Genomic DNA, 13,693 nt, shown 5'->3' on the forward strand with positions numbered 1-13,693 from the left:
AATGGCCAACACCGATTCCCCGAAAGCCGAGTTGGCGTCGCTGCGCGCCGAGGTCGATGAAATTGATCAGCAGATCATGCTGCTGCTGGGTGTGCGCTTCCGTTGCACCGACATGATCGGCGAACTGAAGACCAACCATGGCATGGACCTGGTGGATCCCCAGCGGGAATCCCAGCAGGTGGAGCGCATCCGTCGCCTGGCCGAAGAGGCGGGCGTGCCGCCTGCCTTGGCTGAGACCATCCTGCGCGAAGTGATCGACACCGTGGTCGACCATCACACCCGCCTGCGCGAGCGCCCGTACTCGTAATGCCAGGCTGGCGGCGCCTTGGGGCGCCGCCTTCCCCTTTCCCTACAAGACCTTCATGAACGCCAGCAAGGCGTCGATGTCGTCCGCGCTGAGATCCAGCGGCCGGATGTGTTCGGACTTGCGCGGCGCATAAGGGTCTGGGGGATCCGCGGGGGCGGCCTCCCGGCCCATGCCCACGTTGTACATCCGCAGCAACCCCTTCAGGTCCGCGAACAGGCCGTTGTGCATCCACGGCCCTGCCAGCGAGACATTGCGCAGACTGGGCGTACGGAATGTGCCCAGGTCGGCCGGATCGCGGGTGATTTCGAAGCGCCCCAGATCCTGGTTGCGCCGCCCATAGAACGACAGGCCGATATTGTGGAACTGATGGTCCGTCAATAGCGCGCCGCTGTGGCAGTTCATGCAGCGGGCCTGGGTGCGGAACAGATGCATGCCCAGCAGTTCCTTGTCGTTCAATGCGCCCGGGTCTCCTGCGAGGAAAGCGTCGAATCGCGTTGGCTGGGGGCGAAGCGTGGCGACGTAGGCGGCCAGCGCACGGGCAAGCCGGTCGGCGTCAATGGCATTGCCCGCCGCCGGCCCGAAAGCCTTCAGGAATTGCTGAGGGTAGGGCGGCAGGGCCTGCAGCCGTGCGATGGCGCTTCCCAGGTCATGGTTCATCTCGCGGCTGTCCTGGACCGGGCCCAGCACCTGCGCTTTCAGCGTGTCGGCGCGTCCGTCCCAGAACAGGCGTGGCGCGAAGGGCGCAGCCAGCAGCGAGGGTGACCGGCGCCTGCCCATCAGCCGGTCTTCGCCGACGGCCAGCGGCCGGCCGTCGGTAAAGGCGCGCTGCGGCATATGGCAGGACGCGCAAGAGACCTGCCCCTTGCGGGACAAGTGCGCATCGAAGAACAGCATCTGGCCCAGCGCCACGACGTCGGGTTGTTGCACGTCCCGCGCCAGTTCAGGACGGCCGGCATTCGCGGCCATCCAGGTCAGCGGCGGCGCGTCCACCGGAGGCACCGTGGCCCATTCCGTCCATGTGATGCCGGGATCAACGGCGGGGGCGGGCCACTGGCCTAGGGGCCCGGCATAACGGTCGCGCAGGCAAGCCATGTTCCAGGCGCCTGCTTCGTGGCAGGCTACCGCCGTGGTCATCCCAGGCGGCTCGGCCGGGATGGCGGAACCGGCAGCAAGGGCGAGGGTGAGGGCGGCGGCCGCCGCTTGAAGGCCGCGGCGTAGGTATGCGCGGCGCATCAGAAGCGGTAGCTGGCTTGCACCCAGATCTCGCGGCCGACTTGATAGGTGTTTCGGTTGATCGCCAGATTGGGGTTGGAGGCGGTGATGGCCGGCGTCTTGTTCAACACGTTCAGGACATCCAGCGTGAAAGCGACGTTGCGCGCGAAGGTGGGCTCCCAGATCAGACGGGTGTCCCAGGTCCAGTACGACGCCAGCCGGGCGCTGCGGTAGCTTTGCAGTGACTCGGGACGCGGCCCGTATCCCACGTAGACGGACGACATGCGCGAACTGCGCCACTGGATGCTGTTGTCCCAGGTCAGCCCGCCTTTGGGCCAGATGCCGGTCAGCGACAACGAGGCTTTTTGGGGTTGGTAGAACGAGACGGGCGGACGGTCGATGGCGCGCATGCGCTCGCCGTCGTACAAGATGTATTCGTCCGGGTCGCGCGCATCGCCTTCATAGCCTTCGACCAGATCCGCGTTGACCTTGCGCTTCTGGTAGCTCCAGTCGGCACGTGCCGTCCAGCGGGTATCCATCAGGCGCCATGGCGTCAGCGTCCGCAGCGACAGGCTGATGGTGTCCGTGGTGGATTTGCCGTTGTTGAGGTAGCGGTAGCCCTGAATGCTGTCGCCGCTCTTGCTGACCTGATCGCGCCCGTTGCGGTGCACATAGGCCGCCAGCCCTTCCAGGCCGCCCATCCGCTGCCTGACCGACAGCGCCCATTCGTCGTCGTAAGGAGTGCGCAGGCCCTCATAGGAGGCGTAATAGGGCTTGGATCCGTCCGCCACCGGATTGCCGTAGCGGTCCAGCACCTGGCGCCGCAGCGTGTTGACGCGTTCTTCCAGCGCAATGTTCAGCACATCCGAACCGTAGTAGCGGGCCCAGCCGCCGCTGACCACGGTGTTGCCGTCGCCGAACGCATCCCAGTCCAGTCGGGTGCGCGGCGACACGTTGGTGTTGCCCAGGAAGGTTTCGCGGTCATAGCGCAAGGCGCCGGTCAAGGCTACGCGACCCAGCTCCACCCGATCCGACAGATAGACGGAGGCGGCGTTGTATTTCGTTTCGACGGTTCCGCGCAGATAGTGCACCTTGCTGGCGTGGCGTTCAACGCCGTTGGGGGCATGCGTGGCAATGTACGAATAGGCGTCGCTGAAACGTTCGAAATTCACGTCGACGCGTTGCAGGTCGACCCCGGCATACGGAGTATGGGTGAAGGCGCCGGTGCGGAGCGGGTCGAAGTCGATGCGGCCCTTCAGCGTCCAGGAGTCCTGTTCCTTTTGCTCTTTTCCAAAGCCCCCCGTCACGTATTGCGGGATCGACGGAAATTTGTGCGTGACCAGCGATGTTGCGTCAGACGAGCGGTTGCTAAGCGCATTGTCCCAACCCGCCTGCACCGAGGCGCGGCCCCCCTGGAATGCGTGATCCAGGTTCCAGCCCACGCCGCGCGCGGCATGCGTGTTGTCCCATTGCGTGTCCCGGAACGTGTCGCTTGAAAGCGTCTCGCGGCGGTCGCTGTACTTCAGCGTCAGGTCGGAAATGGTGTCCGCCGTGGCCCGCACCGTGAACTTGCCCAGGAAGTTGTCGATGCGGTCGTCGTAGTTGTCTTCGCCCTGAGTGGGCTGGTCGCCATCCACGCCCATGTTCCAGCGCCGGATGCTGGATTCGCGACGCGACATGCTCAGCACCGCGCCCGTCTTGTCATTGATGGCGATGTCGCCGATGGCGGTGTAGAAACGCTTCTTCCATTCCGGAGAGAACCCCGGCTTGCCCTGGCCCCAGCCGGTCTCGTCGCCTTCGGCGATTTTCTGCTGGGTCATCTTCGACGTGTTCCAGCGGTAGTCCAGTTGCAGATGGTTTTCGCCAGATGGCCGGCGCAGCCGCGCGTCCACCACGCCGCCGGTGAAGCGCCCATATTCCACAGGCACAAAGCTGTCCATCACTCGGACCTCGCCCAATAGATTGGTATCGACGAAATAGGACTGCGAGTTGCTGGGAATGTTGGCGATCTGCAGGTTCAGGTTCTTGCTGGCCGGGTCGACGCGGTTGGTCGCGTCCATCCCGTCGATCTGGAACAGGTTCTGATAGGGGCTGGAACCGTGGAAGGAAATGTCCTCCACATTCATCGAGCCGCGGTTCGTCGAACCATTGGCCGGGGCATTCGTGCGCACCGCGGGGTGGGTGGCCACCAGCGACGTCAGGTCCTGGTTGGCCGTAGGCGTGGTGGCGATCTCTTCTTGGGTATAGACGCGTTCATCGCTGTGTTCGCCGTACACCTTCACCGCGTCCAGGCGCAGCGCGGAAAACTGGTTCGTCTTGTCGACGTAGATGATGTAGCGGCCAGGGCCGTCGCCGCGTAGCGCCAGGCCTGACCCGCGCAGCAACTGATCCAGCGCGTCCAGCGGCGACAAGGTGCCCCGCAACGCGGGCGCCGATTTTCCCGCGACAGCGGCCGGCACGAACGACACCTCCAGATTGGCCTGCTGCCCCAGGGCCAGCAAGGCGCTTCCCAGCGGCTGGGCGGGGATGTCGAAGGCAACCGGTGTGGCGCGGGTCTGGCTCAGCGCCGGGTTGGCTAGCGCCAGCGCTGCGCTCAACGCGATGGTTGCGGCGCGGAGGCGGCGCGTGGAAATGCGGGAAGACATGCGTAAGTCCTAAGCAGTAATGTCAGCCGTAGGACGTCGGCACTGCCCAAACCCCTCATCAGTATGGCCATGAATAATTTATATCGATTCTCATTTACCGATTGAGTTCGGGCCGAATGCCTTCATCGCAAGATCAGCAAACCCGGCAAGTCAGTCACGCGCACGGGGGTCTGCGCCAGCAGCAGTTCCAATGCCCGTTGCGGGTCGGCGACGAGCGCGGTGCCTGACACGCGTTGCGCCTTGGCCGTTTCACCAATCGCCAGGATGTGCTTGGCGCTGTAGCGCGCCAGCGCATCCGCCGCGGTCTGCAGCGGCACGTCGTCGAAGCTGAGCAGGCCTCGCGTCCAACCGGGCGACGCCGTGCCGGCCTCGGCTTCGCGTTTGACGCCTGCGGGCGTCACCTGCACCGTTTCGCCGGCGGATAAGGTCAGGCCTTGATCGTCTGCGCACGGCAGGCAGCGCACGGCAACCTGGTGCTCCTGCACCGCGACGCGAGTGTCGTCCTGGCCCAGTTCCACCGTGAAGCGCGTGCCCAGCGCAGTGGCGGAGGCCTCGCGCGTGATCACGGCGAACGGCGCCATGCCGGGTTGTCGCGGCGTCGGTTCGAACTGGGCGCGTCCGGCCAGCAAGCGAACCTGGCGACGGCCGTTGGCGTAGTCCAGCGCCAGCGCGCCGTGCGCATCCAGCACCACCGCCGAGCCATCCGGCAACGTGATGTGGCGTACCCTCGCATCGGCCCTGTAGTCGGCCTGCGGAAGGTCCGTGGACCCGAACCAGCCGGCGAATGCGGCCGTCAGCAGCGCCAGCAGGGCGGTGGCGCGCAGCTTGCGGGCAGGCCGGTTGGCAAGCTTGCCGCGATCGATCTCGCCCATGCGGCGCCACAGGCGCGACAAGCGGTCATACGCGGCCGCGTGCCGGGCATCGGCCTGATACCAGGCTTCGAACTCGGCATGGGCCGCGTCGTCCAGCCGCTGGCCGCTCTGGCGGATGACCCAGCGCGAGGCTTCTTCAACGGGGTCGGGCGGGCGAACGCGCGTGGCCATCAGCCGGCCAGCGCCAGGTCGCAGGCCAGCAGGATGCGCATCATGTGCTTTTCAACGGCGCTGACGGATATCGCGAAGCGCTCGGCGATGGCGCCGTAGGTCAGGCCTTCGTGGCGGTGCAGCACGAAGACGTCCAGGCTGCGGCGGGGCTGGGCGAGCAGGGCGGATTCCAGGCGGCGCAGGGTCTGGTGGGCGGAAGCTACGTCGAAGGTGTCGGCGGCATACGCCACGGGCAGCGCCGCCGCGTAGTCGGCGGTGGCAGAGAGCTCGCGCGTGCGGCGACGGTGCCAATCGGTCGCGATGTTTGCCGCCACCCGGAATACGTATGCCCGATCATTGTCGGGGCGGGTGCGGTCGTTGAATTCCGCCAGCTTGATCCAGGTGTCCTGTGCGCAGTCCTGGGCCACGTCGCGTGAGCCGGTGCGCATCGAGAGAAAGCCAAGCAGTTCGCGGTAGTGGCGGAGAAATACGTCCGTAAGCGTAGACATGTCGCTGGCGCCCGGCGCCAGATGGAGTCAATTTCGCGACGAAGTATAAATGATAATGGTTATTATTAATAGGTAAGGGCGGAGGCTTGAGCAGCAGGACCGGCCCGCCGCTCAAGCGTCACGCTAGGCTTCGCTCTGGTCGATTTCTTCCAGGGAACCCTGGATCTCAAGCCATTGCTCTTCAAGCTCGTCGATGCGTTTGCCATGTTCGCCGTGTTCGGCCATGACCTTCTGGCGTTCCGCGCGGCGCGCGTCCGAATACAGGTCCGGGTCGGCGATGACGGCGTCCAGCGCGTGGAGCTTGGTCCGCAGCTTTTCCATTTCGGATTCGACTTTGGCCAGCTTGGCTTCCAGCGGCTTGCGCAGGGCGGACAGGCGTTGCCGCTGCTCGGCTTCGGCCCGGCGTTGCGCCTTGCGGTCCACGACGGGTTCGCCGCCTTCGGCGCTTTCGCGTGCCGCTTCGGCACGTTCTCCGGCATTGCGGGCCGCCAGCCAATCGCGGTAGTCCTCAAGGTCACCGTCGAACTCGCGTACTGCGCCGTCCGCCACGATCCAGAAACTGTCCACGGTGGTGCGCAGCAGGTGCCGATCGTGCGACACCAACAGCATGCTGCCCCCGAAGTCGGCCAACGCGGCGGCGAGGGCTTCGCGGGTCTCAACGTCCAAGTGGTTGCTGGGTTCGTCCAGCAGCAGCAGGTTGGGCTTTTGCCAGACGATCAGCGACAGCGCCAGCCGCGCCTTCTCGCCGCCCGACATTGGCCCGACCTTGCTGGTGACCGTGTCGCCCGAAAAACCGAAGCCGCCCAGGTAGTTGCGCAGTTCTTGCTCGCGGGTCTCCGGCGCCAGACGGGCCAGATGCGCGATGGGCGTGCTGTCCACGTCCAGCATGTCCAGCTGATGCTGGTGGAAGTAGCCGATGGCCAGTCCGCGCGAGGCGCGGCGTTCGCCCGCCTGCACGGGAATCTCTTCGGCCAGCGTCTTGATCAGCGTGCTCTTGCCTGCGCCGTTGGCGCCCAGCACGCCGACGCGGCTGCCGGCACGCACCATCAGGGTTACATCGCGCAGGATGGGAACGGCATTACCCGCTGCGTCCGTGTACCCGGCGGACAGGTGTTCCAGCGTCAGCAAGGGGTCCGGCACCTGGTCGGGCGACGGGATGCGGATGTCGATGCCCGCTTCGGCATGCAAGGGCGCCAGCACCTGCATGCGGGCCAGCGCCTTGACGCGGCTTTGCGCCTGCTTGGCCTTGGACGCCTTGGCTTTGAATCGGTCAATGAAGCCTTGCAGGCGAGCCGTCTCGCGGGTCTGGCGTTCGTAGGCGATATTGGTCTGGCGCAGGCGCTCGGCGCGTTGCGTCAGGAAGTCGCCATAGCCGCCACGGTAACGCACCAGCTTGGCGTGGTCGAAGTGCAGGATCGACTTGGCCACCGCATCCAGGAATTCGGTGTCGTGGGAGATCAGCATGACGGTGCCCGGATAGGCGGCCAGCCATTTCTCCAGCCACAGCATCGCGTCCAGATCCAGGTGGTTCGTGGGTTCGTCCAGCAGCAGCAATTCGGACGGCGCCATCAGCGCGCTAGCCAGAGCCAGGCGCATGCGCCAGCCGCCGGAAAAGCTCTCTACCGGCTGCATCCACTCGTTCGGCTTGAAGCCCAGGCCGGCCAACAGCTGTTCGGCGCGCGAGGCCGCGCTCCAGGCGCCGGCTTCCACCAGCGCCGCCTCGACTTCTGCAATCTGCGTGCCCTGGTCGTCCGTCAGCGTAGCGCGGCGCGCCTGCAATTCGCGCAGGTGCGTGTCGCCGTCGATGACGAATTCACGGGCGGGGCGGTCGTCGGCATCCAGTTCCTGCTTGACGCTGGCGATGCGCCAGCCGACGGGCAAATTCACGGTGCCGGCGTCCAGGTCCAGGGCGCCCGTCAGCAGGGCGAACAGCGAGGACTTGCCTGCGCCGTTCTTGCCCACGATGCCGACGCGTTCGCCCGGATGAACAACGAATTCAGCGCCGTCCAACAGCACTTTCGTGCCGCGGCGCAGGGTCAATCCAGTAGCGCGTATCACAGGGTAAGTTGCTCTCGGGTAAGCAGCAGAAGCTGGTCCGATGCCTCTTCCGTATCCAGCCACACGGGGGATAGCTGCGGGAAGGCGGCTTCGAAGAAGTCGCGTTCGTGGCCGATCTCCAGCACGATCACGCCGTCTTGCGTCAGGTACTGGGGAGCCGCCGCCAGAATGCGCCGCACCAGATCCATGCCGTCTTCGCCGCCGGCCAGGGCCAGGTGCGGTTCGTGACGGTATTCCTGCGGCAGCACGTCCATGGATCCGCTGTTCACATAAGGCGGATTGCAGATGATGACGTCGTACTGGCGTGCCGGCAGGCTGTCGAACAGATTGCTTTCGTGCAGGTCCAGCCGGTCTTGCAGGCCGTAGTCGTCCACGTTGCGGCGGGCGACTTCCAGCGCGTCGGCCGACACGTCCACCGCGTCCACGTGGGCGTAGGGGAAGGCCAGGGCCGACAGGATGGCCAGGCAGCCGGAACCGGTGCACATGTCCAGCACGTTTTCCACCGCCAGCGCGTCCTGCACCCACGGCGACAAGCCCTGGTCCAGCAGTTCGGCGATGGGCGAGCGCGGCACGATGACGCGCTTGTCCACGTAGAAACGATGGCCACGCAACCAGGCCTCGTTGGTGAGGTAGGCGGCGGGCACCCGCTCGGTCACTCGGCGTTCCAGCAGGTCCAGCACGCGGTCGCGCTCTTCGCGCACCACGCGGGCGTCCAGGAACGGTTCCAGCGTGTCCAGCGGCAAGTGCAGGGCGTGCAGCGTCAGGTAGACCGCCTCGTCCCAGGCGTTGTCGCTGCCGTGTCCCAGCGCCACCTGGGCGCTGTTCAGACGCGACACCCCATAACGGATAAGGTCACGCAGGGTCAGCAGTTCTTGGCGGGCAGATTGATACATAGTTAGACCTTTATCCCAACCGGGCGTTTCCCCGCAGGGCTATTCCAAGGGGAAAAAGCCCCCCTTTTGGGGGGCTGGGACTTATTTGGACAGCAGGAGGTTTTCCAGCGTGCGCCGATAGATGTTCTTGAGCGGTTCCAGCGAAGCCACTTCGATACGCTCGTTGACCTTGTGGATCGTGGCGTTGCCGGGGCCGAACTCAATCACTTGCGGACAGATCTTGGCGATGAAACGGCCGTCGGACGTGCCGCCGGTGGTGGAAAGCTCGGCGGTCACGCCGGTTTCAGCGTGAATCGCCTGCACCAGCGCATCCGTCAGCGAACCGCGCGGGGTCAGGAACGGCTCGCCGCCCAATTCCCAGTCCAGGTCGTATTCCAGGCCGTGCTTGTCCAGCACCGCATGCACGCGTGCCTTCAGGCTTTCCGGGGTGCTGGCCGTCGAGAACCGAAAGTTGAACAGCGCCACGGCTTCGCCCGGCACCACGTTGGTGGCGCCCGTGCCCGAATTCAGGTTCGACACCTGAAACGTCGTGGGCGGGAAGTACTCGTTGCCCTTGTCCCATTCGATGCCGACGATTTCCGCCAGCGCCGGAGACAGCTGGTGCACCGGGTTGCGAGCCAGATGCGGGTAAGCCACGTGGCCCTGGATGCCCTTGACCGTCAACTTGCCCGACAGGGAGCCGCGGCGCCCGTTCTTGCAGGTATCGCCCAGCACGTCGCCCGAGGTCGGCTCGCCGACGATGCAGTAGTCCAGCTGTTCGCCGCGCGCTTTCAGCGCGTCGCAGACGATGGCGGTGCCGTCAATCGACGGCCCTTCTTCGTCGGACGTGATCAGCAATGCGATCGAACCGCCGTGTTGCGGGTGGGCCGCCACGAATTCCTCGGCCGCCACCACGAAGGCAGCGATCGAACTCTTCATGTCGGCCGCCCCACGACCGTACAGCCAGCCGTCGCGTTCGGTGGGAACGAACGGATCGCTCTCCCACTTTTCGCGCGGACCCGGAGGCACCACGTCCGTGTGCCCGGCGAACACGGTCAGCGGCGCGGCGCTGCCGCGCCGGGCCCACAGGTTGGTGACGCCGCCTTGGGCGATGGTCTCGCATGTGAAGCCGATGCGTTCCAGCCGGGCGGCAAGCGCCGCCTGGCAGTCTTCATCCGCCGGCGTAACCGAGGGGCGGGCGATCAGGTCCTTGACCAGATCCAATACGGCTTCGGGCGGCCGTGCGGTCGTGCTGCTCATTACGCCCTCAGCAGATCATTGATGCTGGTCTTGGCGCGCGTTTGCGCGTCGACACGCTTGACGATGACGGCGCACGCCAGGCTATGCGAACCGTCGGCCGACGGCAGCGAACCGGGAACCACGACCGAACCCGACGGCACGCGGCCGTAGGTGATCTTGCCGGTGGCGCGGTCAAAAATCTTGGTGCTTTGCGACAGGAACACGCCCATGGCCAGCACCGAGTTCTCTTCCACGACCACGCCTTCCACGACTTCCGAACGGGCGCCGATGAAGCAGTTGTCTTCGATGATGGTGGGGTTGGCTTGCAGCGGTTCCAGCACGCCGCCGATGCCGACGCCGCCGGACAGGTGGACGTTCTTGCCGATCTGGGCGCACGAACCGACGGTGGCCCAGGTGTCGACCATCGTGCCTTCATCGACGTAGGCGCCGATGTTCACGTAGGAGGGCATCAGCACCACGTTGCGGCCAATGAAGGCGCCGCGGCGGGCGACGGCGGGCGGCACCACGCGGTAGCCGCCTTGCGTGAAGGCGTTGTCGCCGTATTCCGAGAACTTGAGCGGCACCTTGTCGTAGAACTGCAGGGGCGCCTGGCCCATGATGGCGTTTTCGCTCAGGCGGAACGACAGCAGCACGGCCTTCTTGATCCACTGGTGGACCACCCAGTCGTCATTGATTTTCTCGGCCACGCGCAAGCGGCCCAGATCCAGGCCGTCGATGGTGTGTTCCACCGCTTCGCGCACCTCGGCGCTGGCGTCGGCGGGCGACAGGTTGGCCCGGTCGTCCCAGGCTTTTTCGATGGTGGTCTGCAGGTCGAGAGTCATAGCGGCTCAGCTTTTTAAAGGTTGATCAAACAGAAGTATGTACAAAATGGGCGATGCGCTCGGCTGCCTGCACGCAGTCAGCCAAAGGCGCCACCAACGCAATACGGATGCGGCCGTGGCCGGGATTCACGCCATGCGCTTCCCGCGCCAGGAAACTGCCCGGCAGAACGGTAACACCGGTACGGCCGTAAAGGTCGCGGACAAACGCCGTATCCGCTCCCGGCGTGGCCGCCCAGAGGTAGAACGAGGCTTGCGGGCGCGACACGTCCAGCACGTTTTCAAGAATGGGCACGACCGCGTCGAACTTTTCGCGGTACAGGCGCCGGTTGTCCTTCACGTGCGCCTCGTCCGACCAGGCAGCGACGCTGGCTGCGGAAACCAGCGGGCTCATCGCACTGCCATGATACGTGCGATACAGCAGGAAGCGGCCAATCAGCGCCGCGTCGCCCGCCACGAAACCCGACCGCAGGCCAGGCACGTTGGACCGCTTGGACAGGCTGGAGAACGCCACCAGGTTGCGGTAGTCGTCCCGGCCCAGGCGGCGCGCCGCCTGCAGGCTGCCCAGGGGCGGGTTGCCTTCGTCCAGGTAGATCTCGGAATAGCACTCGTCAGACGCGATGACGAAGCCGTAGCGGTCGGACAGCTTGAAGAGCGTCTCCCATTCGTCCAGCGCCATGACGTTGCCGGCCGGGTTGCCGGGCGAGCACACGAACACGAGCCGCGTCTTTTTCCAGACCTCGTCGGGCACGTGGCTCCAGTCGCTGGAAAAATTGCGCAGCGGATCGGCGTTGACGAAGTAGGGCGTGGCGCCCGCCAGCAGCGTGGCGCCTTCATAGATCTGATAGAACGGGTTGGGGCAGATGACCACCGAACCCGCCGACGGGTCGATCACCGTCTGCGTAAAGGCGAACAGCGCTTCGCGCGACCCCAGCGCCGGCAGCACCTGCGTGTCGGCATCGGGGGCGGGGATGCTGTAGCGGCGGGCCAGCCAGCCCGAAATCGCCTGGCGCAGCGCCAGGTCGCCCTTGGTGGACGGGTACACGGACAGGCCGCCCATGTGGTCGCGGATTGCCTGCGCGATACGTTCCGGCGCGGCGTGCTTGGGCTCGCCGATCGACAGATTGATGGGCGTCAGGCCGTCCGGCTGCGTGCTGGCGGAAGCCAGCAACGCCCGCAGTTTTTCGAACGGGTAGGGGTGTAAAGCATCGAGGCGCGGATTCATGACGCAAGATTTTAACAAGCAAGCTACAATAGCGGGCTTGACCTTTAGCGAAGGTGGCGAAATTGGTAGACGCACCAGGTTTAGGTCCTGACGCCGTAACAGGTGTAGGGGTTCGAGTCCCCTCCTTCGCACCATACAACTGAGATCCGTTGACCCCTGTAATGGGGCTTTCAAATCAACGGTTTAGCGGGAAAGTGGGCGTTTGGCTGACTGCCAGAAAACAAGAATTCGCGGTCTCCAGCCCCATCCCCGCCCCAAACCAGGTCCTCTCCGAGGCGCCGCCTCAGGCTCCGCCCGCCGAACAGCCCAAGTACGGTCCGCCCGTCGCGATGCAGAGATCATCGATATCGCACCACGGGCCCGTGGCCTGTATGCGGTCGACAAGCGTTGCAAAAATACAGCGCCGACAATACAGCACGGAGAGTTCCTGCACACCTTCCCCACCCGTTTTACCGACCTGCACAAGTATTGCGGTGCGCGCGCGTGCCTGACTCAATGCGACGGCCCGCTCAAGTTTCCGCCCCGGTTGCCGTTAATGCCGATACAGCTTGCATAAGCCACCGGAAAACCGCGCCATGTTTGATTTCATCTCCATCGTCGTAACCATCGTTGCCCTGATTGCCTGGGCAATTCATCGCCAAAAGAAGCGGCATAACGCATTGTTGGCGAAGTTTCGCGAACACAACCAGCGACTTGGCACGTCCTTCCCCGAAGACAGTGTCGATAGCGAATTGATTCTTAGCGATAAGGACAAAAAGGTCGTCATTGCATTTGATCCCCAAACGCAAAAGCTCTGCATGGTGTCGGGGAAGAATGATCCGGGCGAGGTGCTCGATTTTTCTTATATTCGGCAATGGCAATTGAAATGGACCGAGGTTTCAGGCAACGGCGGGCTCGCGTTCAAGAATGTCCATTTCGCCTTTTCCACTAGCGACCTAAAGCGACCGCTGATCAATATCCCCGTGGCCGGTAAAGGGTATGGCGATACCTGGAATAGCCGCCTGGGGATTCTGATGGGCGCCTGAGCAATTTCAAGCTCACCGCCTTTCCCGACTACCCGCCTTCGGCCTCCGGCGCCGGGCGGTTCGGGAATACGTTCAGCGACATGATTTCGCGTTCGTATTCCGTCATCAGCATGCCCACCAGGTGGCCATGCAGCAACCCGAAGCGGGTCCAGTTCAGCGGCTCGGTGCCCGGCAGCAGGTCCAGCAAAAGAAGTTGGCCGGTGCGTACCGTGCCCACGAAATAAGCCCGTTCGTCCAGGCCGCCCGCGGGTGGGGCATGATAGATCTTGACTGCCCGGCCGGTATCGTCCTTGCGCCACGCGCTGACGCCTCTTGCGGCGGCGTCATCGGTGCGCTTCAGATTATTCTGGATCGTCATCCAGAGGCCTTTGGCGTTCGGGGTATGTACAACAATCGTCATGGGCAGGTTTTTTCCGTGTTGGCGGGCAACATGGAATTTATCCAGAACCCTCCGAAAGCGACAAGCCCTGATTCGCCTCAGGCCGACCGTCTGATCAGTTCTTCACCTTGACGCGATCGCGCCGCTTCTCGGTCCGGGGTTCCACATCGCGTCCCAATTGCACATCCATCAAGATCGCGGCGTGCACTTTTGCGCGGCTGGCTTCAATGCGATGCATGCACGACCAGCCGCGTTCTGCCGCGACCGCCAGTTTTTTGTCCAACTCCGTGTGGCGGCGGCGTTTGTTTTCGGTCGACATGTTGCCGAGTTCTTGATCGGTGATTAAGCGCATCTGAATTCC

General features: G+C 64.5%; 13 protein-coding genes and 1 tRNA gene. 3 read left to right on the top strand and 11 right to left on the bottom strand.

Annotated features, from left to right (window positions below):
* Window position 1: 1 nt before the first annotated feature.
* A complete protein-coding gene (locus CEY09_RS20280) occupies window positions 2–307 on the top strand; it encodes a chorismate mutase (protein WP_006227935.1) in 306 nt (101 codons plus the stop codon).
* A 42-nt stretch (window positions 308–349) separates the two neighbouring features.
* Here the strand turns inward: CEY09_RS20280 and CEY09_RS20285 are convergent, their stop codons facing one another.
* The 9 genes from CEY09_RS20285 to dapC form a co-directional block, all read right to left on the bottom strand.
* Window positions 350–1,441 (bottom strand): cytochrome-c peroxidase, encoded by a 1,092-nt coding sequence (locus tag CEY09_RS20285; protein ID WP_088590040.1) that lies wholly within the window; start codon window positions 1,439–1,441, stop codon window positions 350–352.
* Window positions 1,442–1,539: 98 nt separating this feature from the next.
* On the bottom strand, window positions 1,540–4,164 hold the full coding sequence (locus CEY09_RS20290; protein ID WP_088590041.1) for a TonB-dependent receptor: 2,625 nt from the start codon (window positions 4,162–4,164) through the stop codon (window positions 1,540–1,542).
* A gap of 122 nt (window positions 4,165–4,286) precedes the next feature.
* Window positions 4,287–5,207 (bottom strand): FecR family protein, encoded by a 921-nt coding sequence (locus CEY09_RS20295; RefSeq protein ID WP_088590042.1) that lies wholly within the window; start codon window positions 5,205–5,207, stop codon window positions 4,287–4,289.
* Window positions 5,207–5,695, bottom strand: coding sequence for an RNA polymerase sigma factor (locus CEY09_RS20300; RefSeq protein ID WP_088590043.1), 489 nt, complete (start codon window positions 5,693–5,695; stop codon window positions 5,207–5,209). The genes CEY09_RS20295 and CEY09_RS20300 overlap by 1 nt, the downstream gene beginning before the upstream one ends.
* Window positions 5,696–5,818: 123 nt before the next feature.
* On the bottom strand, window positions 5,819–7,753 hold the full coding sequence (locus tag CEY09_RS20305; RefSeq protein ID WP_088590044.1) for an ABC-F family ATP-binding cassette domain-containing protein: 1,935 nt from the start codon (window positions 7,751–7,753) through the stop codon (window positions 5,819–5,821).
* Entirely contained in the window at window positions 7,750–8,646 is an 897-nt protein-coding gene (gene prmB, locus CEY09_RS20310) for a 50S ribosomal protein L3 N(5)-glutamine methyltransferase (RefSeq protein WP_006227941.1), read from the bottom strand. Before prmB ends, CEY09_RS20305 begins: the two co-directional genes overlap by 4 nt.
* An 81-nt stretch (window positions 8,647–8,727) precedes the next feature.
* Entirely contained in the window at window positions 8,728–9,885 is a 1,158-nt protein-coding gene (gene dapE, locus CEY09_RS20315) for a succinyl-diaminopimelate desuccinylase (RefSeq protein WP_006227942.1), read from the bottom strand.
* Window positions 9,885–10,706: a 2,3,4,5-tetrahydropyridine-2,6-dicarboxylate N-succinyltransferase gene (gene dapD / locus CEY09_RS20320; protein WP_088590045.1), complete on the bottom strand. Its 822-nt coding sequence runs from the start codon at window positions 10,704–10,706 to the stop codon at window positions 9,885–9,887. The genes dapE and dapD overlap by 1 nt, the downstream gene beginning before the upstream one ends.
* A gap of 25 nt (window positions 10,707–10,731) precedes the next feature.
* A complete protein-coding gene (gene dapC / locus CEY09_RS20325; protein ID WP_167390120.1) occupies window positions 10,732–11,928 on the bottom strand; it encodes a succinyldiaminopimelate transaminase in 1,197 nt (398 codons plus the stop codon).
* Window positions 11,929–11,975: 47 nt separating this feature from the next.
* Between dapC and CEY09_RS20330 the strand changes: the two genes are divergently transcribed.
* A tRNA-Leu gene (locus tag CEY09_RS20330) sits at window positions 11,976–12,062 on the top strand.
* 441 nt (window positions 12,063–12,503) lie between these two features.
* Window positions 12,504–12,953, top strand: coding sequence for a hypothetical protein (locus CEY09_RS20335; protein WP_088590047.1), 450 nt, complete (start codon window positions 12,504–12,506; stop codon window positions 12,951–12,953).
* Window positions 12,954–12,981: 28 nt separating this feature from the next.
* On the opposite strand, the gene CEY09_RS20340 is transcribed toward CEY09_RS20335, so the two are convergent.
* Both CEY09_RS20340 and CEY09_RS20345 read right to left on the bottom strand, forming a co-directional pair.
* Window positions 12,982–13,353 (bottom strand): hypothetical protein, encoded by a 372-nt coding sequence (locus CEY09_RS20340; RefSeq protein ID WP_088590048.1) that lies wholly within the window; start codon window positions 13,351–13,353, stop codon window positions 12,982–12,984.
* Between the two features lie 94 nt (window positions 13,354–13,447).
* A complete protein-coding gene (locus tag CEY09_RS20345; protein ID WP_006225344.1) occupies window positions 13,448–13,684 on the bottom strand; it encodes a hypothetical protein in 237 nt (78 codons plus the stop codon).
* Between the last annotated feature and the right edge of the window lie 9 nt (window positions 13,685–13,693).

It is taken from the genome of Achromobacter marplatensis (assembly GCF_002209535.1).
GTDB classification, from domain to species: Bacteria; Pseudomonadota; Gammaproteobacteria; order Burkholderiales; family Burkholderiaceae_B; genus Achromobacter; species Achromobacter marplatensis.